Origin of the sequence: Diplocloster hominis, from assembly GCF_032380655.1 — a bacterium.
Lineage (GTDB): Bacteria > Bacillota > Clostridia > Lachnospirales > Lachnospiraceae > Diplocloster > Diplocloster hominis.
This window is the reverse complement of the sequence record NZ_JAWDIY010000003.1, coordinates 161098-184241: the sequence shown is the minus strand read 5'-3', so window position 1 is coordinate 184241 and position 23144 is coordinate 161098. Positions and strand designations below refer to the sequence as shown.

Annotated in this window: 30 protein-coding genes; 26 read left to right on the top strand and 4 right to left on the bottom strand. The window is 40.5% G+C overall.

What is annotated here, in order from left to right:
• Positions 1–77: 77 nt before the first annotated feature.
• The 11 genes from ABC831_RS04335 (at position 78) to ABC831_RS04285 (ending at position 7586) form a co-directional block, all read left to right on the top strand.
• Positions 78–293 (top strand): hypothetical protein, encoded by a 216-nt coding sequence (locus ABC831_RS04335; RefSeq protein ID WP_343247018.1) that lies wholly within the window; start codon positions 78–80, stop codon positions 291–293.
• Positions 290–976, top strand: a complete 687-nt coding sequence (locus tag ABC831_RS04330; protein ID WP_343247017.1) for a YodL domain-containing protein — start codon at positions 290–292, stop codon at positions 974–976. Before ABC831_RS04335 ends, ABC831_RS04330 begins: the two co-directional genes overlap by 4 nt.
• Positions 977–1176: 200 nt before the next feature.
• Complete coding sequence (locus tag ABC831_RS04325) at positions 1177–2355, top strand: ATPase, T2SS/T4P/T4SS family (RefSeq protein WP_343247016.1); 1179 nt, start codon at positions 1177–1179, stop codon at positions 2353–2355.
• A 26-nt stretch (positions 2356–2381) separates the two neighbouring features.
• Positions 2382–3341 (top strand): type II secretion system F family protein, encoded by a 960-nt coding sequence (locus ABC831_RS04320; protein ID WP_343247015.1) that lies wholly within the window; start codon positions 2382–2384, stop codon positions 3339–3341.
• Positions 3342–3373: 32 nt separating this feature from the next.
• On the top strand, positions 3374–4210 hold the full coding sequence (locus ABC831_RS04315; RefSeq protein WP_343247014.1) for a hypothetical protein: 837 nt from the start codon (positions 3374–3376) through the stop codon (positions 4208–4210).
• Between the two features lie 43 nt (positions 4211–4253).
• Positions 4254–4472 carry a hypothetical protein gene (locus ABC831_RS04310; protein ID WP_343247013.1) on the top strand — a complete coding sequence of 73 codons (219 nt, stop codon included), beginning with the start codon at positions 4254–4256 and terminating at the stop codon, positions 4470–4472.
• 153 nt (positions 4473–4625) lie between these two features.
• Positions 4626–5006, top strand: coding sequence for a hypothetical protein (locus ABC831_RS04305; protein WP_343247012.1), 381 nt, complete (start codon positions 4626–4628; stop codon positions 5004–5006).
• A gap of 29 nt (positions 5007–5035) precedes the next feature.
• Positions 5036–5590 (top strand): hypothetical protein, encoded by a 555-nt coding sequence (locus ABC831_RS04300; protein WP_343247011.1) that lies wholly within the window; start codon positions 5036–5038, stop codon positions 5588–5590.
• Between the two features lie 136 nt (positions 5591–5726).
• Entirely contained in the window at positions 5727–6413 is a 687-nt protein-coding gene (locus ABC831_RS04295; protein ID WP_343247010.1) for an SAF domain-containing protein, read from the top strand.
• Positions 6414–6547: 134 nt separating this feature from the next.
• Positions 6548–7201 (top strand): hypothetical protein, encoded by a 654-nt coding sequence (locus ABC831_RS04290; protein WP_343247009.1) that lies wholly within the window; start codon positions 6548–6550, stop codon positions 7199–7201.
• A gap of 28 nt (positions 7202–7229) precedes the next feature.
• Positions 7230–7586 carry a DUF3852 domain-containing protein gene (locus ABC831_RS04285; RefSeq protein ID WP_425524562.1) on the top strand — a complete coding sequence of 119 codons (357 nt, stop codon included), beginning with the start codon at positions 7230–7232 and terminating at the stop codon, positions 7584–7586.
• Between the two features lie 10 nt (positions 7587–7596).
• Here the strand turns inward: ABC831_RS04285 and ABC831_RS04280 are convergent, their stop codons facing one another.
• Positions 7597–7833, bottom strand: coding sequence for a helix-turn-helix domain-containing protein (locus ABC831_RS04280; RefSeq protein WP_343247008.1), 237 nt, complete (start codon positions 7831–7833; stop codon positions 7597–7599).
• Between the two features lie 102 nt (positions 7834–7935).
• Between ABC831_RS04280 and ABC831_RS04275 the strand changes: the two genes are divergently transcribed.
• The 10 genes from ABC831_RS04275 to ABC831_RS04230 all read left to right on the top strand — a co-directional run bounded on the left by ABC831_RS04275 (position 7936) and on the right by ABC831_RS04230 (position 16259).
• Positions 7936–8220 (top strand): hypothetical protein, encoded by a 285-nt coding sequence (locus ABC831_RS04275; protein WP_343247007.1) that lies wholly within the window; start codon positions 7936–7938, stop codon positions 8218–8220.
• A gap of 95 nt (positions 8221–8315) precedes the next feature.
• Positions 8316–9167 carry a conjugal transfer protein TrbL family protein gene (locus ABC831_RS04270; RefSeq protein ID WP_343247006.1) on the top strand — a complete coding sequence of 284 codons (852 nt, stop codon included), beginning with the start codon at positions 8316–8318 and terminating at the stop codon, positions 9165–9167.
• 9 nt (positions 9168–9176) lie between these two features.
• Complete coding sequence (locus tag ABC831_RS04265; protein ID WP_343247005.1) at positions 9177–9461, top strand: hypothetical protein; 285 nt, start codon at positions 9177–9179, stop codon at positions 9459–9461.
• Between the two features lie 18 nt (positions 9462–9479).
• Positions 9480–10253, top strand: a complete 774-nt coding sequence (locus tag ABC831_RS04260; protein WP_343247004.1) for a hypothetical protein — start codon at positions 9480–9482, stop codon at positions 10251–10253.
• Positions 10254–10271: 18 nt separating this feature from the next.
• Complete coding sequence (locus tag ABC831_RS04255; protein ID WP_343247003.1) at positions 10272–11243, top strand: DUF5688 family protein; 972 nt, start codon at positions 10272–10274, stop codon at positions 11241–11243.
• A gap of 53 nt (positions 11244–11296) precedes the next feature.
• The gene (locus ABC831_RS04250) at positions 11297–13147 is read left to right on the top strand and encodes a VirB4 family type IV secretion system protein (RefSeq protein WP_425524561.1); all 1851 of its coding nucleotides are present in this window, start codon (positions 11297–11299) and stop codon (positions 13145–13147) included.
• Between the two features lie 3 nt (positions 13148–13150).
• Positions 13151–14299 carry an NlpC/P60 family protein gene (locus ABC831_RS04245; protein ID WP_343247001.1) on the top strand — a complete coding sequence of 383 codons (1149 nt, stop codon included), beginning with the start codon at positions 13151–13153 and terminating at the stop codon, positions 14297–14299.
• A 72-nt stretch (positions 14300–14371) separates the two neighbouring features.
• A complete protein-coding gene (locus tag ABC831_RS04240; protein WP_343247000.1) occupies positions 14372–14875 on the top strand; it encodes a septation protein SpoVG family protein in 504 nt (167 codons plus the stop codon).
• A 52-nt stretch (positions 14876–14927) separates the two neighbouring features.
• Positions 14928–15293: a DUF6103 family protein gene (locus tag ABC831_RS04235; RefSeq protein ID WP_343246999.1), complete on the top strand. Its 366-nt coding sequence runs from the start codon at positions 14928–14930 to the stop codon at positions 15291–15293.
• Between the two features lie 45 nt (positions 15294–15338).
• A complete protein-coding gene (locus ABC831_RS04230; protein ID WP_343246998.1) occupies positions 15339–16259 on the top strand; it encodes a pentapeptide repeat-containing protein in 921 nt (306 codons plus the stop codon).
• A gap of 277 nt (positions 16260–16536) precedes the next feature.
• Here ABC831_RS04230 and ABC831_RS04225 read toward each other — a convergent pair whose 3' ends face one another.
• From ABC831_RS04225 to ABC831_RS04215, 3 genes are all read right to left on the bottom strand, one after another.
• Positions 16537–16947 carry a putative toxin-antitoxin system toxin component, PIN family gene (locus tag ABC831_RS04225; RefSeq protein ID WP_343246997.1) on the bottom strand — a complete coding sequence of 137 codons (411 nt, stop codon included), beginning with the start codon at positions 16945–16947 and terminating at the stop codon, positions 16537–16539.
• Entirely contained in the window at positions 16944–17219 is a 276-nt protein-coding gene (locus ABC831_RS04220; RefSeq protein ID WP_343246996.1) for an AbrB/MazE/SpoVT family DNA-binding domain-containing protein, read from the bottom strand. The genes ABC831_RS04225 and ABC831_RS04220 overlap by 4 nt, the downstream gene beginning before the upstream one ends.
• 296 nt (positions 17220–17515) lie before the next feature.
• Positions 17516–17764, bottom strand: a complete 249-nt coding sequence (locus ABC831_RS04215) for a helix-turn-helix domain-containing protein (protein ID WP_343246995.1) — start codon at positions 17762–17764, stop codon at positions 17516–17518.
• Positions 17765–17865: 101 nt separating this feature from the next.
• On the opposite strand from ABC831_RS04215, the gene ABC831_RS04210 reads away from it, so the two are divergent.
• The 5 genes from ABC831_RS04210 (at position 17866) to ABC831_RS04190 (ending at position 23133) form a co-directional block, all read left to right on the top strand.
• A complete protein-coding gene (locus ABC831_RS04210) occupies positions 17866–18141 on the top strand; it encodes a hypothetical protein (protein ID WP_343246994.1) in 276 nt (91 codons plus the stop codon).
• A gap of 46 nt (positions 18142–18187) precedes the next feature.
• The gene (locus tag ABC831_RS04205; RefSeq protein WP_343246993.1) at positions 18188–18547 is read left to right on the top strand and encodes a hypothetical protein; all 360 of its coding nucleotides are present in this window, start codon (positions 18188–18190) and stop codon (positions 18545–18547) included.
• Positions 18548–18553: 6 nt separating this feature from the next.
• Positions 18554–19900 carry a MobP3 family relaxase gene (gene mobP3, locus ABC831_RS04200; protein WP_343246992.1) on the top strand — a complete coding sequence of 449 codons (1347 nt, stop codon included), beginning with the start codon at positions 18554–18556 and terminating at the stop codon, positions 19898–19900.
• Positions 19901–19930: 30 nt separating this feature from the next.
• On the top strand, positions 19931–21355 hold the full coding sequence (locus ABC831_RS04195; protein WP_343246991.1) for a DUF3991 and toprim domain-containing protein: 1425 nt from the start codon (positions 19931–19933) through the stop codon (positions 21353–21355).
• A gap of 77 nt (positions 21356–21432) precedes the next feature.
• Positions 21433–23133, top strand: coding sequence for a VirD4-like conjugal transfer protein, CD1115 family (locus ABC831_RS04190; protein WP_425524564.1), 1701 nt, complete (start codon positions 21433–21435; stop codon positions 23131–23133).
• Positions 23134–23144 lie beyond the last annotated feature (11 nt).

Here is a 23144-nt window from a genome sequence, read left to right as displayed (position 1 = left end):
TGAGGTTATGCATTACGGGGGAAGGATCAAAAATCCAGGAAGAGTTCTGATAAGAGTAAGGATGAGGAGGCAAAGGATTGGATAAAGAAGTCACTTCGTATTGCCGCTATCTGGGGCTAGACAGAAGGATTACGATTCCTGCTGAGATATTAAAGCAAACCAAAATCAATACAGACTGCATCGTCGAGTTCGAGGCGAAAAAAGGATGTATCCTGATAAAGCAAGTAATCGGAATTGCTATCGAAAATCCGGAGCCAGGAGGCTCACCGATCAGAAAGGGGAAATGGTGGTGAATAAAGTTGAAGTATATCAGATAGATACAGAAACAGACCGCAGGAAACACGTAAAGTTCTTAAGCTTTCGTGAAATGATAGAAAAGGCTGGGAGGATAGACGAAGGTATCTATCAATGTGTTTATTCCGGAAAGCTTGCGCTTAAGTCTCCTGAAGATGTAGTGAAATATTTTAGTGATATTCATAAATTTGGCAGACTAAGCGGTTTTTATGGTCATCCCATGGATATCTCAGATGTTATTCGACTTGAAGATAATTTTTACTATTGTGACATGTGGGACTTTAAAAAGATTGATTTTCTTCCCAGTCTGACTCTTCCAATTGACAAGATTAGAATATTAGTTGTGGAACCAAAGCATGTTCCCTATGAAGTTTGGCTCAGAAATACCCCTTTGGATTATATGAAACAAGTGGGCGGAAATTTTGATCTCCTTTCTTACGAAGAGGACTTACTGATTGTCTATGGTGAAGGGGCAAAGAGGAATGAAGCGGCCTTAAACCGTATGGTAGACGGAGAGCCTATACATGGCCCCTTTTTTATAGCAGGGGATGATCAGGATAAATTGGTATCACTTACGCAGGAACAAGTAGATCTTTTGATCGAACGGTTTCGTGATCCTTATTTCAATTTGGAATCAGAAGAGATCTTGGATGAAGAGGAGCAATTAAGGGCTGAGCTTTAAAAAGGTAAGGAGGTATTTATGTTCTGGTGGGCCAGTATAGCCATAATACTAATGATAATCTTTCTGCTATTATATCTGGGAATTTACCAGCGAATTAAAGAAAGCTATAAAGAAAACAAAATGTATCAAAGTCATGTATATCAACGAGATTATCTCGGTTAAAAAGGAGGAGGCAGCCGGATGCTTAAGGAGGGAAACGCGTGGGAAAAAGGGAATTTCCCAGTCGGGAAAGGAACAGTCTAAAGCCGGATAGTCAGGACAATTCCATTGTAGCTGAGGTACTGGACTATTTTCTCCATGTGGAAAAGAAATCTTTACAAATGGTGCAAGGTGGACAACTCTCGCAGAAGGAATTTCTGAAACGGACAGCGGATTATCTGAAAACGAAACGTTTACAAGGGGAGGAACTGCAGGAAGGATTAGAGCAAGTACGGAAATATGTGTTTGGTTACTATGTGCTGGAGGATTTGCTGGCAGATGAACAAATATCGGATATCCGGGTACTCGGACCTGACAATGTGCGGGTGAAGCGCCTGGGAAAACGGATGAACAGCGATGTGAAGTTTCGGGACAGAGAGGATTACCGCAGATTTGTAGAATTGGCGGCCACCAAGAACAAAGTAAGCTTAAGTGTCCTGAACGCTGTACAGACATTTACCGATAAAACAGGAAATGATCAGTTCATTCTACGGTTTGACATATCCACAGAGCTTGTTAATTCTGTTGATCTCCCCTATCTTTCCATCCGTAAAATACCGAAGCAGAAAAAGAGGCTGTCTAAACTTGTGGAAGAGGGAATGCTGACAGACACAGAGGCCGGTTATCTTGCTGAACGAGCGGCAATAGGACAGGGGCTGCTCGTGGCCGGCAAAGGAGGAAGCGGGAAGACCACGTTATTGAATGCGCTGCTGGAACAAATCCCCAATGATCAGAGTGGTTTGGTGATTCAGGAAAATGAAGAACTCTTTTCTGACCATCCGGAATTGATGTTTCAGCATATAGTGGATATTCGTGGAGAAGGAAAAGTACAATACAGTCTGAGAGATCTGGCCAGAAATGGTTTACTGATGGATCTCGATTACTATATTATCGGTGAGATAAAAGGGGAAGAAGCCTTGTACCTTCTGACCGCATCCTATACCGGTCATAAATGCTGGACTTCCATTCATGCCAATAGCGCGGAGCAGGCGGCAGATAAATTAGCAGACTATATCAAGTATGAAAGTGATTACTCAAAGAGAGAAGCGCTGCAGATGTTGACAGGATTGGAAACGATTATATTTATGAAAGGATACCGCATCGAGGAAATTGTTGAGATAGAAGGCTGGGATGATGTTGCTGGAAATCTCAGATATAAGCAAATATTTGGTGAGGTCTAAATGAAAGATCAAAGGGTGGTGAGAAAATGCTCCAAATAGTAATTATAAAAGTAATTCTCTTAATCGCTTTAATGGTAGGATGTTACCAACTATTAAAGCTGGCAGGACATCATAGGGTTCTTAAGACATCGGTAAGATATATAAGGGATAAGACACAAGAGCAATCCAGAAAACGCAGCGAAAGAGAGATTCAATTACACAGAGAAGAAGGAAAACAAGAAAAGGAAAGTTTATTCTACCGGCTGGATGCGATTTTATTGCAAAGCGGTATCAGAAGAAACTTTCCTTTTCTGAATCCGGAACTTTTCGTAACCGTCATGACCGGTTGTATGCTCCTGGGAGCAATTATAGTATGGGGGATTACCGGATCGTGGTTTTGGGGATGCGCGACCGCAGTGGGGATTTTAGGATGCATCTATTTCATCCTGTATCTGCTTCTGGGGAACAACTATCGAAAGACGGAAGAAGGGATCATGACATTTTTAAATCTGGTGGAAAACTTTAACACGACAGACGATGACCTGATCAATATCTTTGGAAAGGTGGGCCCTTATCTCCAGGAACCGTTGAAAAGTACAGTCAGAGAGTGTTATCAGGAGGCGATCTATACCGGTGATACCGAACTGGCGCTGCAGAACCTGGAAGCAAAAATCGAACATGAGAAATTCAAAGAGATTATCCGCAACCTGTCCGTATGCTCCAGATATGAAGCAAATTATGGTGAAATCGTTAAGGATAGCAGACAATTATTGAGAGAGCATCTGGCCATGAGGGAGGAGCGAAAGGCCATCCGGAATAATGCAAGGGCAGAAATAGCAATTTTGATTCTGGGGTGTGGTCTGGTGTTATACATGCTGAACGGTTTTCTAAGCGTGCCGATGATAACTCAGCTTACTGGTAGTTTCGGGGGTCAGATGCTTTTACTATACCTTGTAATTATCATTGTGATTGGTGGAATCAGCCTGTGGAAAGTTGATAAAAGTTAATTTAACTTAAAATAGTACTAGGAGGGATGGAATTGATAGAAACCATACGAATTCTGCGGCTGTTTGTTATGGTGTTTCTGCCTGTATCGATGATTGCGGTAGGAAGAAATAGGGTATTTGTTGAGAAAATGCGAAGTACCGGTATCATTGTGAAGAGTAAAGCAAATAACAAAATCAAACAGACCAGATTAAAATGGTTAAATCAGGAAAAAATTATGGAGTTTTTAATCCGAACCGGTGCGGAATATTTATTCCATGGAAAATTAGAACCGATCACCTTCCTTTTGGCCCAGGCAGCTTCTGGATTATTATTACTGACCGCGGGCATCAGGTTGTTAGGAATTACCGGCTGCATTTTCTTTGTCATAGGTTTTATGCTGCCACGTTTCTTATTACAAATTTCAAATGATGCAGATAATCATGCAATGCTGTACGATATCAAGAATATGTATGATACGCTTCGGATTCAAACACGTACGGGTGTGTTTTTTACCACTGCTTTATCCGAGTGTTATAGGGCAGTTAAATCCGGAAGGCTAAAGGCAGCGCTGTTAGAACTTAGCGGACAGATCGCGGTCAAACAGGATTTGGAAACTGCGATCGACGAATTTAACCGGAAGTTTCAAAACGTTCAGATAGATTCCTTTTGCATTGTATTGAAACAGTCTTTGACCAGCGGAAAAACGATTCAAGTTTTGGAAGATATATCCAGACAGTTAGAGGACATTCAGCATAAGGCAAATCTGCTTGAAAAGGATAAACTGGAGCGCAAGGTACAGGTAATGGAACTTTTACTCTTTTTAGGGATGCTGGCGATCAGCATCTTTTGTATATGGTCGGAGATGACAGTGTCTTTGATTCAGTTCTAAATATATTAAATATCACTAAGGTGAAAAATCCAGGAGGAAAAAAATGAGAAGAGAAGTAGAAAAGAAAAAGAGAGAAATCAAAACCGTATTCAACAATCTATTAACGGAAAAGAAAAACGGAGGAAAAGAGATTATTATCGAACTGGGATTGATGGTCATCGCTGTTGCATTGATCATAGTCTTCCGTGACAAAATCAATGCACTGTTAACCACGATTATGGAAACTGCCGGAACCCGAATCACTAATCTATTTACTTTTTAACTGTGAATGATCTTTGATGAAAAGTGAAATTCCCACAGTCAAAAGCGTGTGGTTAGAAGAGGTGAATCATTGAATTACAAAGGTAGACTTACGCTTATCCGACGTTGGATTATAGTAAAACACGGGCTGTCAAAAAAAGAATCAGGAAGTGTTATGAAGTTATTTCCAATTATTCTGGCTGTGGTAGTTGTGGCCGTGATTGGTGTAGTATTTGCCAGTTGGATGAGTAATTTGGATAAGAAAGACCAGATCGACATGATTGCCCGGGAATATATTTTGCGGATGGAGACCAAAGGCTATCTGGATACCTGCGATGAAGCAGAACTTTACCAGGATCTGCAGAACGCTGGTATGCAGGAAATTCGGTTGGAAGGCACGAACAGAACTCCGGTCGGTTATGGAAATCAGATAACGCTGGACATCAAAGGCAGTCTTCGGATCCATCAATATGATGTGGAAAACATATTTAAAGTACATATCGGAAATTCTTTGATCCCGGTTTCCATCCGTAAAGTGTCAACTGCAAAATATTAACAGCTGTAACGAAGTTAGGAGCATGAGCTATGTTTCGAAAAAAGGAAAAGGGTATGGCGGAATACATTCTCCCAATTATGCTTATTGCCATGGTATGCCTGATTGCTCTTTTAAGCTATAGGCTGCGAGTAATAAAACTGACACAAGTATACGTGGAGGATGGGTTAGTGTCTGCGAATTTGGCCTGTTCCATTGCAGATCTACAAGAATACGGAAAGTCACATGAGATCCATATCCCGGATTTTGATCAAGCCTATGAGACTTACTGGGCTGCCCTGCAGGCGAACCTTGATCTGACCGCTACCGGCGATCCTAAGGATCAAAGATTAATTGCCGGTCCTGTTACGGTTGAAGAATTTACGATCTATCAGGTGTCCGGAAACGATGTAGTAAAGATATGCAGGACACCGGCTCAGACAATCAGCCATACCTATCCGGGAAGCAAAGGAGTGCTTAAGACCCCGGATGGAAAACAGATTGAGAGCACAACTGTTTACAGCAGAATCGGATTTGATATTCGGGGTTACCGGAGTGAGCAGTTCTATGTGCAGAAAGAAAACAGTGTGGATATAGTAAACGAATAGGAACTGTGAACGTATAAGCATTACCTATATTTATATGTGCGGATCAATACATGCAGAAAGGTATGGGTGGACGGAAATGTTCACCCATATCGATGTGCTGTAAAAACAACGATGTAAAACAAGTATGGAGGAGAAAATGATAAAACTTCATCAACAGAAAGAAAAAAAGAAAGATCGGAATTTGAAACTGCTGGTAATCAGTATGATTCTGGCAGTTCTGCTGTTTGTTGCGCTGTTAGTCATAGAAAGAGGTATCCTGGCTGATTATGAGAGGACTTGGGTTGTGGTGGCTGCCAGGGATGTGGAAACCGGAACAGAGATTACAGCGGATAATGTTCAGGATTTTTTCACCAGGATTGAAATGGATGTCAACAAAAAGCCAGTGCAGTCCACCAGGGAAATGAGGGAGCTGGAAAATATGGTGGTGATGCAGCCTTTGGTGCGAAATGAAATCGTACTATCGCATCATGTGGTGGCAAAGGAAACCTTACTGCAGGATATCAGGGATCCGATTGAAATCGGATTCCAGGTATCACATCCGGATCAAGTTGTGGGTGGAATACTAAGAGCAGGTGATTTAATAGACATTTCAGTTGTTCAAAGGGACTTGGAGGCGGAAAGTGAAAAAAATATACAGATTTTGCAGCATGCCTATATCAGCAGAGTATTTGATGCCAACGGCTCTCCAATCGAACGATATGGACAGGATACTCCGGCTGTCATTATTAATATCATAATAGATAAGGAAAATGAGGGAAAGTTTAATGAAGCTATTACCGGCGGAACGGTCAGAGTTAGTAAAGTTAACCCTGACCAGATCTAAAGATGAAAGGGAAATCATTCCTAAAGGGTAAAGCGGCAACTGTTTCTCAAAGATAAGAGGAGAGGATTGGAAAAAAGGATACGCTCTTATACTTATATTGGCTTGCAAACGTACGGTTGGAGGAAAGGATGTGTTTGATAATACCCATAATCTATGGTCTCGGGAGTATCGGATTATTTCTGGCAGGAATCAGGGCGTTGAGGAAAATAGATCCGGATTGTGATATTGGGGTGGACAAATGGAAATTAGGATTGATCAGTTCCCTAATCCTATTTGCTGTTGTATTGCTTTATTATCAGGGAGCCGACACAATTCTGTTTCTTAGTTATGCCCTGTTAATGATTTACCTGGGGATAGAAACATATGCAGACCTGCAGGTTGGATACATTTATACTACCTTTAGTAAGGGTATCTTCGCCCTCGGTATTTGTATATGTATTTATTTATACGGTACAAACAGCAGAGGATATGCAGATGTGTGGGAACTGTTTCTTTTTGAGTGTCTTTTATATATTGGACTTGTTCTTGTACAGACAGGACTGCGATTGTTTGGGCGGGGGGATAGCTGGTTGTACTTGTCACTTGCACCGTTTTTGGCTTTGGTTAATTGGAGATTTCCTCTGTCTACCCTATTGTTCCATATGCTGCTATCGGCGGTGATCTTTTTACTATTTCATTTAAAAGAATACGATTTTAGGAATATGAAAATGAAACGGGAAATACCTTTCGCGCCAAGTATAGCCAGTGCGGCCTTTCTTGTATTGTTTATAATTCCACAGTGTTTTTAAGGAACAATTATGCAAAGGAGATGAATGGATGAAAAAAAGACTTAGTACAACAGTGATGATAATCGCTGTGATGTGTGTTGTGCTGTTATTTATCCTGGTACCATATAGTACGGTCTACGCTTCAGATGCGGCTGGAAATGTGGCGGGAGCGGTACAAAACACTTGGGATACCGCAAAAGAGCAGATTAAGACAGTAGTGAATAATGTGGTATTCCCTGTTATTGATGTGGTACTGGCGGTATTCTTCTTTGTGAAAGTGGCCACCAGCTATTTTGATTATAGAAAAACCGGACAGTTTGAGTTTACTGCCCCGGCTATTCTGTTCGCATGTCTGGTGTTCAGCCTGACTGCGCCGCTTTATGTTTGGACAATATTAGGCATGTAAATAGGAGTGATTAGATTCCTTGGAACAAAGTATTATAATCGACCTGAAAAATTTTACAGAGTGCGGATAACTCGCTTACCCTGATATTATAGGTCCCGCATTCAATTTGCGAATAAGCACTGCGGGACAGAGAACATCCGGCTAATTGTAAAGCGGTGGTTACGGCTTCCTGAGTCATATTGGAACGTAATCTGAGCTGGCGTATATTGTTCCCGAGATTGATATCCTGCTTAATCTTCTGTGTCATAGGATTACCCCCTTTGCAATGTATTCATAACAATTATCTTGATTCTACTTGAAATATGGAGCATAATTGCAATGCATATATTGCAACAAAGGAGGTTGTATTATGAATTCGGAGAAAAAAATCGAAGAAATGAAAAAGCTTCGCCGGTGGATTCTGAATCATAACAGAGAGTGGGAGATTCTGATTGGGGCAAAAAAAGGAACAAGGGCAGATTATGACCGGCTGATTGAAGAATTGGAGACAAATGATTTTGAAGAATTACAGGAATTGCTTTTCTGGAAAATACTTCAGTTTCAATACAAATCAGAGAAGTGGTATAAACGAGCGTTCTGGAAATTATATGATTGGTTATGGGATATAAGAAATACTCGGCGGCAGCTATTTTAGAGATATTCCCTCTGAAGACGAGGATAGTTATTAAGGCAGGAGATAATTCCTGTCTTTCTTTTGGTGAAATTCAGAACTAGTAGGAGGTGACAAGGATGTTTGAGTGGATTACCGGATCGGTGTGGCAGGAAACCATGGAATGGCTTTACGGAGAGCTGATCAAGTGTGTTGGCGAATTCTTCGGGTTTATCAGTGAAAGTTTAGGAAGCAGCTTGTTCCAGCTGGCATGGATTCAGGCCATTGTAAAACTATTTTCCTACTTGGGCTGGGCCTTATTTATCACAGGTCTGGTAGTGACGGTGTTTGATACGGCGATAGAGGTACAGAGCGGAAGAGGAGATATCAAAGGGAATGCCCTGAATATACTCAAGGGATTCATGGCAGTCTCCTTGTTTACCACTGTTCCGGTGCGAATGTTTGAGTTTTGTGTAAGTGCGCAGACCATATTTTCCCGAGATCTCGCAGGTTTGCTTCAAACAACTACGGTAGACTTTACCGATCTGTTAGATAAATCGTTGTCCGTTCAGATCTTCGCAGTTCCCGGATTGTTCAGTGGGTTTGTGATCATCGCTCTGGGATATTGTGTGTTGAAAGTATTTTTCGCCAATATAAAAAGAGGCGGGATTCTGTTGATTATGGTTAGTGTCGGAAGTTTACATATGTTTTCCGTGCCGCGTGGGTATGTCGATGGTTTTATACAATGGGTGAAACAAGTAGTCGCTCTGTGTCTTACTGCTTTTTTACAAATGACCTTATTGATTGCGGGGTTAATCACCTGGCAGGAGAATGCCTTGATCGGAATCGGGATTATGCTGTCCGCAGGAGAAATCGATCGGATTGCCGGCATGTTCGGATTGGACACCTCCGTGAAAGGAAACGTAATGGGAGCGGTTTACGCTACGCAGAGTGTTGTGAATATTACCCGAACGATTCTGGCCAGAGGGTAGGTGACACATATGAAGACTACATATATTTATCCGGAGAATCTGAAAGCAAAACCAACCATGTGGGTATGGGAACTAAGGGATGTGCTTGTAATTGGAACGCTCTGTTTGTTAGCCGTATTGGTTCTGGCTGTTGCCGGCTCAGTTCTTGTTTTTAGCATTGCTGCCGGTTACGCATTTTTAACGATGCGGGCAGGAGAGACATCTACGTTAGATTTTATGGTGTATTGTTTTCGGTACTTTTTAGTTAAGCAGCAGTATTTTATTTGGAGTTCAGAAAAGCTAAGTGATCGTTGAGAGGAGTGATGTAAAAAGTTGGAAAATAAAAAAGAAGAAGATGAGTCAATGGGAAGTAGAGAATACAAAACAGACCTGTCTGATAGTACCGAACAGGAAAGAACCAATCAATTAAATTCTAAACAGAAAAAAGCAGATAAAAAGGAGAATAGAAAGAAATCTTCAATAAAAAGGTTATTCTCTTCACGCCTCCCATCACTCAACAGGAATAAGAAAAATACCAAATGGCTGATAGGTATCCAGAGGTTTGACCGCTACGGTATTAAAACTTATCAACGGGGAACGTTGGTTTACTTTAGGGTACAACCATCCAATCTTGCAGTTCTCTCATACGAAAACGTGAATTATAAAATTCACCAGATGACTCTTGTATTTAGTGGAATCCCGGATTTGGAAGTGCTATGTCTCGATTCGAGAGAACGGTTTGAACGCAATAAAGCTTATTTGAAAAAACGAATACAAAAGGAGAGTAACACAAAAATTAGATCCATGCTGTGTGCGGATTATGAATTTTTAGATCAGATACAGATGGAAATGGCGACTGCCCGGGAGTTTATCTTTTTGTTGCGCTTCCACAGTGAGACTCCGGAACAGATATTCGCTACGGTAAACCGTGTGGAAAAAATAATTAGGGAACAAAATTTTGAAATCATGCGTATGGAACAGGAGGCCATAAAGAGAACTCTGGCGATCTACTTTGATTCGGATAATCTTAAAGATTACTTTGAGGATATAGAGGGGGAATCCTTGTATGATCCGGAAATCAAGACGTTGTTAAATCAACAAACCTAAGTAAAGGAGGCGGTACAGGTGTATCAATATGAACAGTTTATGGAAGAAATAAGAGAACGGCTGGTGGAGCAGCTAAATAATGGAAGGGAAGAATATAAGATTAAGATTGTCAATGTTCCTAAAAACAATGGAATTATGCGAAAGGGACTAAATGTGGAGGGAAAACAGGAAACGGTGTCATCCGTTTACTACCTGGAGAACAATTATCGGGATTATTTGGATGGGGAATCCGTTGACACTATTGTAAAAAATATTTTAAACGATTTACAAGGACAAAGTTACGATCATATCTATAATCATTTCAACCTTCAGGATGCAAAGGATCGAATTTATTATTCTTTGATCAATGAAAAAGAAAATCAGAATTATTTAAAAGACAAACCTTATAAAGAGATGGAGGACTTAGCTGTTATCTATAAAATCCGGATGTCTGATAATAATGAATTTTACACAACCACCATTACAAAAAATTTGATGGACTCCTGGGGGATAGATCAGGAAGAACTTCATAATATAGCCGAGAAAAACACGCCGCAATTGTTACCAATGTCATTTCGGCCACTGAGTGATGTGATTCCGCTGCTAAGCGAGGAAGAAGGGCCAGCGTTTTATGTTCTAAGCAACGATCAGCTGATTGAAGGAGCCTCTGCGATTCTATATCCGGGTGTAAAGGAAGCCATTTATAAACAATTGGGAGGAGATTATTATGTTGTACCAAGCAGCATACATGAGACATTAATTCTTAAAAAATCGGAAGAATTTGAGGGAGAGGAACTGAATAATATAATTCGTTCTGTAAATGAGACTTTAGATCCAACCGATATTTTAGGTGACCATGTATATGAGGTTAGGGAAGGAAAAGAGCTTGTCCCGATTTTTAGTGTGGAAGACAACTTTGATATAGCGTACGAAAAATTTGAAATACATAATCAAGAAAGACAAGAGCAAAGTATACAGGAATCAGCGAATTTCACTATAATCCAAATGTGATGAGGGCTGTACCCGGTATCAGTAAATAGTCAATCTTATATCCAGTTTGAGAGGTGAAGAACATAGGACTTAAAAAAAGTTATGAGGAAACGGATTATTTGTGGCCGGAACAAGATCATGTACTATCCTTTTTAGATAACTTGGCTCCCACTACAATCCGTTTCTTTACCGACCACTACGTCTGTGGAAATACGTATCGGAGCGTATGGGCTTTTCATGAATATCCGGGTACGACAGAAGAACAGGCGATCCTGAGAGGCCTGGGGGAACGGGAAGGAGTGACGCTTCATATTTATACCAGGCATGTGACGTATGCCGAGCAGAGAAAGATGATTGCAAACGCAGCCAGAAAAAATAAATTGGTAACCGGAAACACCCACGATGTTCAGGAAACTGTTCAGGCGGAGAGTAACCTTCAGGATGTGATCCAACTCATCCTGCAGATGCGGAAAAATAAAGAACCACTTCTGCATTGCGCCATATTCCTGGAACTGATTTCCGACACACCAGTCCATTTAAAAGAATTACAAAGCGAGATTCTCATGGAACTTACCAGAAATAAGATTTCGGTGGACAAATTATTGCTGCGGCAACAGGAAGGTTTTATCAGTGTTATGCCAACGGGCTGCAATGTGTTTCAGGAACGGTTCGAAAGGGTTCATCCGGCGTCAGCCGTAGCGGATCTATATCCTCTGAATTATTCCGGTAAGACGGATGAGGAAGGATTCTATCTGGGAAAGGACAAATTCGGTTCGAATCTGATTGTAGATTTTCATAAAATGGAAAAGGATAAAACCAACGGAAATATCCTGATTCTGGGAAACAGCGGTCAAGGAAAAAGTTATCTGATGAAACTGATTGAGACAAACTTTCTGGAGAGCGGAAAGAGCCTGTATATTCTGGATCCGGAAGGGGAGCGGAAGGAACTGTGTGAAAACTTAGGAGGCACCTATCTTGATATGTTGGCCGGGGAATACTTAATCAATGTTCTGGAGCCTAAACAGTGGAACAATGGGGAGGAAGAGGAAGAGGACACGCAGGCCCCCGCAGCGTTTCGGGGTACAGGAGCGTTGGCACAACATATTTCATTTCTGAAAGATTTCTTCAGAAGCTATAAAAATTTCCAGGATCGTCACATCGACACGCTGGAAATTTTTTTGCTTCGACTTTACCGGAAATTCGATATCAATGAGGCGACGGATCTAAGGAGTTTAAAAAGTGAAGATTATCCAATACTGGAAAACCTCTATGCGGACATTGAATACGAATATGCTCACTATGATGAGACCGGGAAATATTTGTATACGAAGCAGCTTTTACAGGAATTATGTCTTTCCCTTTATTCGCTTTGCCGCGGAGGGGACCGGAATTACTTTAACGGAATTACGAATATACCCAATGACCGGTTTCTGGTTTTTGGAATAAAGGGATTGATGGAAGCGAATGAAAGTCTGAAGAACGCGGTATTGTTTAATATTCTTTCTTATATGAGCAACAAACTTCTGGATGGGGGAAACGCGGTCGCTTCGATTGATGAGCTCTATTTATTCTTAACGAACCTGACGGCCGTGGTTTATATCCGGAATCTTATGAAACGGGTTCGGAAGCGAGACAGCCATATTATGGTAGCTTCCCAGAACTTAGAGGATTATATGCTGCCGGATATAAAAGAATTTACAAAACCGCTCTTTGCGATACCGGCGCATCAATTCCTGTTCAATGCAGGTACGATAGACAGCAGATTTTACATGGATATGCTGCAATTGGAGCAAAGTGAGTTTGATTTGATCCGTTATCCGGAACGTGGAAACTGTCTGTATAAGTGTGGTAATGAACGTTATAACCTTCAGGTAATCGCCCCAACTTATAAGGAAGCTCTGTTTGGAAGCGCGGGAGGGAGATGAACGGTGACAAAAGCGCTGAAAGCTTTTCTTATGATAGCGCAGAGTAAAAAAGTAAGAATAGCCATACTGTCGGTGTTAATCGGAATAGTAATTTTTATGATTCTTTTGATTACCTGTTTTATGACAGTTTATCGGTCGGGAAGGAGTATGGAGGAAAGTTTAATATCATATCTCTTTTTTCATACCGATCTGGATCAGGGATTTCCAGAAGAGCAGGTAGACAGGGCAGCTGTCATTTGTCAAACGCTTCATGACCTGGATGATCGATTGCAGATAACAGAAGAGACGATTTTGCCGGAAACATTAGACAGATATTTTATAAAATGTGTTTGTTATTTAATCTGCTTAAGAGAAGGGCAGCCGATTGTTGATTTCAAAGATCCATTTATCGGCTGCTTTTTATATGAGGATACCATAGAGGAAGAGTATCTTGATCCGGAAAGCGGGGAAGTCTTATGCAAGACAAAAGTGGTTGTTCGATATGAAACAGATCGGGTGAAAGTACTTCAGAATTTAAAGGATCAATTGGGGATTGAGCTTTCCGATAAAGAATTGTTGTGTCTGGATTATGTATATGAACTGGTATTACGATTGTCTGGTCAGCATCCGGAAGAAATAAGGATGCAGGATCCGGGGATAAAAAATAATTTTGATCTTGTTGCTTTTTGCCGCTTTGCTTATGAGAAGCGTTGGGGGTATGTCTATGGTACTTATGGACAAGTTTTAGATCTATCTTTATTATCCGGGCTGTCCGCTCAATACCCAATAGAGGTAGGACGTAATCTGGAATTTATTCGAAATAATAATTTTGGTAAGCGATGTGTGGACTGCTGTGGGTTAATAAAGGCATATGGATGGTTAGATGCAGATACAGGAGAAATAGAATTCGGAAGTAATGGTATGCCGTCAATCACTGCGGATGGTATGTATGCGGCTGCAACAGAAACAGGCGAGATGTCTGCTATGCCGGATATCCCGGGAATCGCTGTATGGCATCCGGGTCATATCGGGGTTTATGTTGGTGATGGAAAGGTAATCGAGGCAATGAATACGAGGAAAGGGGTGGTTATGACGGATGTAACATCTTCAAGGTGGAGCAGATGGTTAAAGATTCCATATATTGCGTATCTTGATCCGATTACCGAGAACTAAATAATGTAATGTGCAAGTTATTGTATCTTAAGCTGTCAGATTAAGGAGCAACGAAAAGAGAGGAGAAGAAGTATGGAACTAACTACCAACGTTCGATTGTTCAAACGTCAGGACACTAATTTAAAAGCTTTCGCAGATTGTACCTTGGATGATGTATTTGTTATAAAAAACATAAAAGTTATGGAAGGAAGAAAGGGGTTGTTTGTTTCAATGCCGAGTATGCGAGGTACAGACGGGGAGTATTATCCCGTATGTCATCCGATTACCAGTGAGTTTAAGAAACAATTTGACAGGGCTATCATAGAAGCATATGATGCGATAATCATACAGGAGTCAGCGATATTGGACATGCTGGATCACGTAACAACAGTCAATGAAGCAGCAGATCTTTCGCATGATTTAGATAACCCGAAAAGTAATACTGTTTCTCACAACGCTAAGCAGAATAATTTAAATGTTGGGTGTGGAAATAAGGGCATGGAAGAGCAGCAGACTAAAGTAAAAGCGGACAAACCCAAATGTAAAACGCGTAAAGAGGAACAGGCTCAGGGGGACGGACCTGTTATGGCTATGTAGAAAATAATAAAATCATATTGTGAACCAATTCAAAAACAGGAGGAATTTTAGTATGGAGAAAAAAGATAATATTCAAGTATCGATAGAAATGGATTCAGAGAAGTTAGAAACATTGAATGTTTACCTGGCAAAGGAAAACATCAATCTGGAAGAATCCCTAACGGAGGGGTTAGAGGACCTGCTGGATAAGATTTACATGAAAAACGTACCTCTGCAGGTGCGGGAATTCCTCGCATTAAAATCGGGGGAACCGTTACAGAGTAAAGAGAAGGCACCCAGACGGGAAAGAAAAAATAAGCTGGATGAGATGACAGGTGAAGGATCTCCGAAAAAACGAATAGGGAAACAACAGGAAGAAACCCCCGGAATGATCGATCCGATGCAGACGGCGGAGAGTACCCCTGGATTAAGCATGTAAGGAAAAAGTTATGACAAATCCTAATTCTAAGTCACAGGAGGTTCTATGAAGGTTAACACACTTTTGTATAGGGAGGGGAAACCTCTGCCTGTTATATGTGAAGTTACAAAAGTTATCAGGGTTACTAATGAACTTTTTGATAAAGTGATTCAAAATCCGGAAAAACCCTGGACATTCTTGAAGCAAAATAAAAGTCGTATGAGACTTCTGGATCAGTCGGTGCAGTGCCTGTTGGTTTGTCCACGGAATAAAAATAGCGGAGTTGTTATCTATGACGAGGGAGAAGGAGGTGCGAAATATATATCTCGAGTCACGGACTCCCAAACATATATAGATGACGAGGTAAAAGTAGTGAATTGGTATGGACCGGAAATGATCGAAGATCAGGGAAATAAAAAAGATAAGGAGTATCAGAACACTATTTACTGGGAACGTCAGGTACTGAGCTGGTCAGAAATTAAAAAAATGATGATTGAGCATATTCTCTGGCAATACGATGAACCGGGAGGAGAGTATGCAGATTTTACCGGCAAATGCCTGACTGGCGAAAACCTTAGTAATTATAATTTGACCGGTGTGCAGTTCAACGATACCGATCTTACAAGGGTAAATATGTCCAAATCAATTTTTTCAAGCTGCCAATTCGTTCATGCGATCATGGATTGCTCTGATCTGAGTAACGGTGAATTTGTAAGAAGTAATTTTATCTATACAAGTTTTATAAATGCAGATCTGTCTCATGGTTATTTTAAAAAGGCTGTTTTCGATTCTGTAAATGCCAGAGGAGCATGTTTTAAAGAAGCGAATCTTGCTGGCACCAGTTTCAGATACGCAGATTTGACGGATGCGAATTTTGAGGGTGCAGATTTAACGGATGTTGATTTTACCGGTGCTATATTGAAAGGAGTCATAACCAATGGAAGAGAGGAGATTCAGCTGAACTCGGAAATTGAGCAGGCTTTGTAAGTTGACTCTTCAGACAGAATACAAGAATCTGTAATAGGAAACTTGCACAAAAGCATGGGAAAGAGGAGAAGCGCGGGCGCTATTATTTTGGTGCAGGTTAAAGGAGCGGGGCCGTAAACGGCCCGCTCCGGATAACACCACCCGGCAGAGCCGGTTGGGATAAGGCTTGGCGGGACATATTGGGCAAAAATACTATAGGGGCCGGGAAATAAAAAATAAGTTATATCCGGCACCATGATCCAGTGTATTACAACAATAGAAAGAATAGATAGGGTGCTTAGACCTCATTCAGTTCTAAAAATTGTGCTGCGGTGAGCATACGGGGATGCTTGACCCCGGATTCAAGAAAATCCTTATCCCCGGTAAGTAAGATATCTACATTGGCATCAATCGCAGCCCGCAGAATTGGCCTGTCCTTAGAATCACGGATAAGCACTTCCGCATCCTCTGCGAAAACCGGAGTAGGTACTACTTCCAGAACCGTCAGGGCTAATGAGAGGAATCGCTCCAATAGAGGGATCTTATTCGGAAACTTTCGATTAAATATCCGTCGCAGTTCATCAATATTTTGATCACAAACGATCGCGTGATTCGGAAAGGTGACTGCTTTGAGATAAGCTCGATATGGAGTACCATTTCCGTTCAGAGCCGCAGATATAAGAATATTCGTATCGATCAGTATTCTCATAGGCCTTCAAGCTCCGAACGGACATCAGCTACCAGATCCATTATGTCCTCATCACTTTGGAGGCCGGCTTTATCTGCTTCCCCCTGCATACCTTTCTGCAGCATTTTCATCGCATAGACTGCTGAGTTCATAAGTACGACCTGATCGCCCTCACAAATTAGCGTCACTCTGTCTCCTGTCGTAATACCTAACTTGTTCCGTATGTCTTTGGGAAGAGTAATCTGTCCTTTCGACATAACTTTTGCATTATCTACGATTAAATTATTGTCCATTTTGTACGCTCCTTTCAAAATGTCTTTTCGAGAAGTAGGAAATACCCTACTTACCCTATTATTATATGCGAAAATAGAAAAAACATCAATCTCAATAGGATAATTGTAAATGCACGCTGCACGAGATAATTATAAATACATAGATAAGAATGAATTCAAAAACATACTTTACAGCACTCCTTAATGCATGCCCTTCGGGCAGGGGCGCGGCATTCACCGCTCCAAAAGGTACAAAAAAATCACATCTATTTTTCAGATGTGATTTCAAAATTGTTTCACTAATTAACATTTATAATTTATAACGACTGAAAAAAATCTTTAATCTCAACCTTTAACAATTCAGCAAGAACAACTAACTCAGATGCGGAGATATTCGCAATATCATTTTCCAATTTATAAAAGTGCTGTTTCGTCATAGAAGTAAAACCGCGTAAATTCATCTGCTTTACAAGATACATCGGCTGGATATTACGTTCCTTGCGGATACGTTTTATATTTGCACCAATCGATATGTGTTGGTCGGATTTTATCCTGCGCTCATTCATGTATGAATCCCTTTTCTTTGCATCTTTTAAAAAATATGATATACTTTCTAAAAAATGAGTGGTATCCGCATAGGGTTACCAAAGGAAAGGAATTTATTCTTATGGAAGAATGGTTAAAAGATTTGGCCCCTTATATCAGAGAGGTAATCGAAAAGGAACAAAAGATCGAGAAAATGTTTGGGAAAAGATTCCGTATTGAGTATGAATTGTGGAGTTCAATGTATGGAGAAGGAAAATTGCAAAAGTTTCCGGAAGAATATTTGAAATCGAGAAAGCGGAGGGTTTACGAATTGCTGGACGCGGTTAAAGATCAATGCCAATCAACCGAAGACATTGCGTTTTGGGTAGAGCTTCATAATATAGAAGATTGGGGGTAATTCTATTAAGAAACAAAGATTCCCTTTTTGGGTAACTCCGCTGACAATGGAAGCGATTGATATAACCTACAAGGGAGACAATTGCAAAAGCAAAAGCGAATTTATTGAAAAGGCAGTCCTATTTTATATAGGCTATCTGAAACAAGAGAATAATGTAGATTATCTGGCACCTATCATTAAAACATTGATAGAAGGGTTAATCGGTCAGACTGAGGAGCGGTTGTCTAAGTTATTATTTAAGGTTTCTGTTGAGCTGGCAAAACTGTCAAACATCCTGGCGGCAACACAGGAAATCGATGATGAGACCCTGAAGCGCCTTCAGCAAAAATGTGTACAGGAAGTGCGTAAGATCAATGGAATGCTTACCTATGAACGAGTATACCGCTATCAACATTACCTGGAGTAATCTTTTATGCCAAGACTAATTTTGACAAGCCGGTATCTGAAACCTGGGAAGCCAGGGAGAATATCGAATTATGTGCAGTATATCGCTACCAGACCAGGGGTAGAACAAGGAATCACTCAAAACCGGGATTCAAAACCTACAGACAAACAAAGAGAATTTATTCAGGAGTTACTGAAGGTCTTTCCAGACGCTGGGACCTATCCGGAATATCATGACTATTATGCACAGCCGTCAAAGTATTTTGCCGGCGAGTTCATATCTGCAGTGATAGACCACAACATAGAGATGATCCAGGAAAAGCAAAATTTTGTAGATTATATTTCTACCAGGCCCGGCGTCGAAAAATCGGGAACACATGGACTCTTTTCGCAGACCGACGATCCGATTAGTATTTCTAGTATACAGAAAGAGGTAGGCGAATATCAGGGAAACATTTACACACATGTAATCAGTATACGGCGGGAGGATGCGGAACGTTTAGGTTATCAGCATGCAGAAGCCTGGAGAAATATGCTGCGTGCGAATGTCGGGTTACTCGCACAATGTTCTAAGATCAAACTTGAAAATTTACGGTGGTATGCAGCATTTCATAATGAATCCTATCATCCACATGTGCATTTGATGGTTTTTTCAAACGATCCTATGGAAGGGTATCTATCGAAACAGGGGATTGAAAAATTAAGAAGTGTTTATGCAAACACGATTTTCAAAGATGAATTAAATTATATTTATGAGCAGCAGACGAACTTAAGAGAACAATTATACGAAGAAGAAAGACTAATTGTACAGGAGATCATTAAAAAGCTTGAGACAGATAATAATACTGGGGACAAGGTGCGAAAGATTGGGGAACTCCTTGTCCTCTTAAACATGCAGTTAAAAGAAGTGAATGGGAAAAAAGTGTATGGGTACCTTCCTAAAAAGGTAAAAAAGACAGTTGATGGTATTGCATATGAACTTTCTAAGATAGAACCTGTACAACTTCTCTACAAAAAATGGTGTACCTGCAAAGAAAACATTCTTGGCAGTTATACCGATTTCAATACTTATACGATACCATTGGAACAACAAAAAGAGTTTCGCAAAATTAAAAATGATATTATCCGACAGGCGTTAAACCTTCAAGTTTCTTTAAAAGATGTTTCAGATATACAAGCATCTGAAAAATTAGCGAACGATACTAATTTATCGGGTTTGTTAATAGACCAGGCAGCTTCACTTATCCGACATCTGGGTAAAATGGTGGCTAAGGATTATATGAGAAAAAATAGAGAGCTTGAGAAGACAGTTGATCGCAAATTAAAACAGCAGGCTTTGGAAAAGCAAAAAGCGCATGGTATTAGAGTAAGATAATGTAAATCATGAAAAGAGGCGTATGCGTACATGTATAAGAAATATTCGGACGAACAACTTTACCGGGCAAATCATATAGATCTGGTCAGTTTTCTCATGCGCAGAGGAGAACGTTTTAAAAAGTGTGGTGTGGAATATCGCTGGATATACCACGATGCGGAAGGAGAACATGATAGTATAACAGTCAGAGGATTTGAATGGTATGATTTTAAAAAGGCAGTTGGTTCTAAAGCAATTGATTTTTTACGAATAAATATGGGAATGACTTTTCAGGAAGCGGTCGAAGAATTGCTTAGTGGTGAAGCTCCTGAAATAAGCGCAGCTACTGTATATAAAGTGAAAGATGAAAAACTAAAAAAATTAGAATTACCAATGAAAAATTGTGATATGAACAGAGCATATGCGTATCTTACAAAATGCAGACATATTTCCCCGGAGGTTGTACGTTTTTTCTGGAATCAAGGGACACTCTATGAGGAATCCGAACATCATAATGTTGTTTTTGTGGGTATGAATGAAAAAGGGGAGGCCCGTCACATACATCTGAAGGGGACAAACAGTTATGGCAAAAATAGTTTTAAAATTAATGCTGTAGGATCTGATCCCAGATTCTCTTTTCGATATTGTGGTGGAGGAGACAGCTTATATGTATTTGAGGCGCCGGTAGATCTGCTGTCTTATATTACTCTGCATATGAGTGAGTGGAATAAGCAAAATTATGTTTCTTTATGTGGAACATCGGAACACTCAATTATTTATGTACTGAAAATGAATCCGAATATTAAAACGGTGTATTTATGTCTTGATCATGATCTGGGAGGATATGAGGCAAATGAGAGGATAACAGACATACTGTCAGAAGCTAACGTGCGTATTAACGAAATAATTCCAGTATATAAAGACTGGAATGAGGACTTAAAAGCACATCATGGCGAAAAGCCAATCGTAGGTGTAGATCACCCAAAACCTACGCTATATAATCAAGCAGTAAATAAAATCGTATATGTACCATGTAGAGATATCAAGAAGGGAGCAACGGAACTCTGGAAAAATTATAAAGAACAGAATTATGGGCAATTAGCATCATGCGCAATGAGGATGGCGGCCAGAGCCTTCGAAATATCACATAAAATTACTGGCTTTACTATATTTCAAGACATACAGAAAGAATTGATATGTGGCTACCGGGCTTACAAAGATAAAAGTTTCCTTAAGACGAAAGAAACAGAACTTAAAAGGCTGGTGCAAAATACTTTAGGGCTAATCTGGAAAGAAGTTTCTGGTACGGAGGAGGTAATGGATAATCTCCATTGTAATTTAAGAAGCATAGCAGATTTGTCTATCAAGATAGAAATAGATGCATTACTAACAAGATCTATTGTACAGGAGAACAGTTACTCAGATGAAATGGATCAGATCAAAAGTATGGAACCTCGAATAGAAATTATACAGTAAATAAGATTAGATGATTAATAGTAGGAGGTGATAATACGCCAAACAATCAATGGATATTACTTTTTGCATGTTTCGTAATCTTTTCAATTGTTGGCCTTATAGTTTACTTAGGGAGTAATTATTCTTTGGACCGGATTAAATCCAGAAAAGTTGGTAATGGTCAATACGGAACAGCGCGGTTTGCAGATAAAAAGGAAATTAATAGTTACTACAAACGAATATTATATGAACCGGATAACTGGAGGCAAGGCATAGAACTTCCAAAGATACAAGGATTAATTGTAGGCTGCCAGGACATCAAACGAAAAACATATGCTCTCGTTGATAACGGGGATGTTCATACTTTACTTATTGGGGCCAGTGGAATAGGTAAGACGGCCTTTTTTTTGTACCCAAATCTGGAGTATGCCTGTGCGGCCGGCATGAGTTTTATAACGACAGACACCAAAGGGGACTTGTACCGAAACACCGCTGCCATTGCTAAAAAATATTACGGCTATCATATTTATGTGATAGATCTTCGTAACCCGACCCGAAGCGATGGCTATAACATGCTTTATTTGGTGAATAAGTATATGGAATTGTACCGGGCTACTGGGAATATTCAGTATAAGGCAAAGACCGAGAAGTTTGCGAAAATTACAGCAAAGACGATTGTGACTTCAGGAGTAGACGTAGGCGGTCTTGGGCAAAATGCCTATTTTTATGAAGCGGCGGAGGGACTGATCGCGTCTGCGATCTTATTGATTGTGGAATTCTGTGGAGAACAGAAACGGCATATTGTGTCTGTGTTTAAGATAATACAGGAATTACTGGGGCCCTCAAAGGTGAAAGGGAAAAGTAAGTTCCAGCTTTTAATGGATATGCTGCCGGAAAACCATAAGGCGAAATGGTTGGCAGGGGCTGCCCTGAATTCAGGTGACCAGGCAATGGCATCGGTATTGTCTACCGCATTATCCAGATTAAATTCCTTCATTGATTCAGAACTTGAACAAGTGCTCTGTTTTGATACGGGAATAGATATGGAATTGTTTTGTGAAGAAAAGTCGGCAATCTATCTTACACTACCAGAGGAAGATGCAACGAAACATTTCCTGATCTCTTTGATTATTCAACAAATCTACAGAGAACTTCTCACAATTGCTGACGGGCAAGGCGGTGCTTTGAATGATAGGGTAATTATCTATGCGGATGAACTGGGCACGATTCCCAGAATAGAGAATCTGGAGATGATATTTTCAGCCGCTCGTTCCAGAAAAATTTCAATCGTTGCAATTATCCAGAGTTTGAGCCAGCTGGAAAAGACATATGGAAGAGAAGGGGCTGAGATCATCGGAGATAATTGTCAGCTTACGATGTTTGGTGGATTTGCTCCTAATTCTAAGACGGCGGAGGTAATGAGTAATAATCTCGGAAAACAGACGGTACTTAGCGGGTCGGTTTCATCGGGGAAAGGGGAGAAAAGTCAATCTCTGCAGATGATTGAACGGCCATTAATGACCTCGGATGAGTTGAAGGCTATGCCAAAAGGAAGTTTCATTGTGATGAAAACGGGTTGTTACCCGATGAGAAGCCGGTTGAAACTGTTTCTGGACTGGGGAATACATTTCGAGGAACCATATGAAATTGAAGAGCGGGCGGCCAGGAAGGTAGAGTATTCGAACAAGAAAGAGATGGAGTATGCGATTTTACTGTCTTATCCCCCCAGGATTAGTAAGGAGGAGGAATACTTAGATAGAAATGAAACGAGGGAAACAAAAGTTATAAGGACGAAATAATGTAAAGGAGA

What these genes read in the sequence shown, in the direction of transcription:
- ABC831_RS04320 (WP_343247015.1), top strand. Translation starts at nt 2,382, where the DNA reads ATGCTCCAAATAGTAATTATAAAAGTAATTCTCTTAATCGCTTTAATG.
- ABC831_RS04310 (WP_343247013.1), top strand. Translation starts at nt 4,254, where the DNA reads ATGAGAAGAGAAGTAGAAAAGAAAAAGAGAGAAATCAAAACCGTATTC.
- ABC831_RS04305 (WP_343247012.1), top strand. Translation starts at nt 4,626, where the DNA reads ATGAAGTTATTTCCAATTATTCTGGCTGTGGTAGTTGTGGCCGTGATT.
- ABC831_RS04300 (WP_343247011.1), top strand. Translation starts at nt 5,036, where the DNA reads ATGTTTCGAAAAAAGGAAAAGGGTATGGCGGAATACATTCTCCCAATT.
- ABC831_RS04295 (WP_343247010.1), top strand. Translation starts at nt 5,727, where the DNA reads ATGATAAAACTTCATCAACAGAAAGAAAAAAAGAAAGATCGGAATTTG.
- ABC831_RS04285 (WP_425524562.1), top strand. Translation starts at nt 7,230, where the DNA reads ATGAAAAAAAGACTTAGTACAACAGTGATGATAATCGCTGTGATGTGT.
- ABC831_RS04280 (WP_343247008.1), bottom strand. Translation starts at nt 7,833, where the DNA reads ATGACACAGAAGATTAAGCAGGATATCAATCTCGGGAACAATATACGC.
- ABC831_RS04275 (WP_343247007.1), top strand. Translation starts at nt 7,936, where the DNA reads ATGAATTCGGAGAAAAAAATCGAAGAAATGAAAAAGCTTCGCCGGTGG.
- ABC831_RS04270 (WP_343247006.1), top strand. Translation starts at nt 8,316, where the DNA reads ATGTTTGAGTGGATTACCGGATCGGTGTGGCAGGAAACCATGGAATGG.
- ABC831_RS04265 (WP_343247005.1), top strand. Translation starts at nt 9,177, where the DNA reads ATGAAGACTACATATATTTATCCGGAGAATCTGAAAGCAAAACCAACC.
- ABC831_RS04240 (WP_343247000.1), top strand. Translation starts at nt 14,372, where the DNA reads ATGGAACTAACTACCAACGTTCGATTGTTCAAACGTCAGGACACTAAT.
- ABC831_RS04235 (WP_343246999.1), top strand. Translation starts at nt 14,928, where the DNA reads ATGGAGAAAAAAGATAATATTCAAGTATCGATAGAAATGGATTCAGAG.
- ABC831_RS04230 (WP_343246998.1), top strand. Translation starts at nt 15,339, where the DNA reads ATGAAGGTTAACACACTTTTGTATAGGGAGGGGAAACCTCTGCCTGTT.
- ABC831_RS04225 (WP_343246997.1), bottom strand. Translation starts at nt 16,947, where the DNA reads ATGAGAATACTGATCGATACGAATATTCTTATATCTGCGGCTCTGAAC.
- ABC831_RS04220 (WP_343246996.1), bottom strand. Translation starts at nt 17,219, where the DNA reads ATGGACAATAATTTAATCGTAGATAATGCAAAAGTTATGTCGAAAGGA.
- ABC831_RS04215 (WP_343246995.1), bottom strand. Translation starts at nt 17,764, where the DNA reads ATGAATGAGCGCAGGATAAAATCCGACCAACACATATCGATTGGTGCA.
- ABC831_RS04210 (WP_343246994.1), top strand. Translation starts at nt 17,866, where the DNA reads ATGGAAGAATGGTTAAAAGATTTGGCCCCTTATATCAGAGAGGTAATC.
- ABC831_RS04205 (WP_343246993.1), top strand. Translation starts at nt 18,188, where the DNA reads ATGGAAGCGATTGATATAACCTACAAGGGAGACAATTGCAAAAGCAAA.
- mobP3 (WP_343246992.1), top strand. Translation starts at nt 18,554, where the DNA reads ATGCCAAGACTAATTTTGACAAGCCGGTATCTGAAACCTGGGAAGCCA.
- ABC831_RS04195 (WP_343246991.1), top strand. Translation starts at nt 19,931, where the DNA reads ATGTATAAGAAATATTCGGACGAACAACTTTACCGGGCAAATCATATA.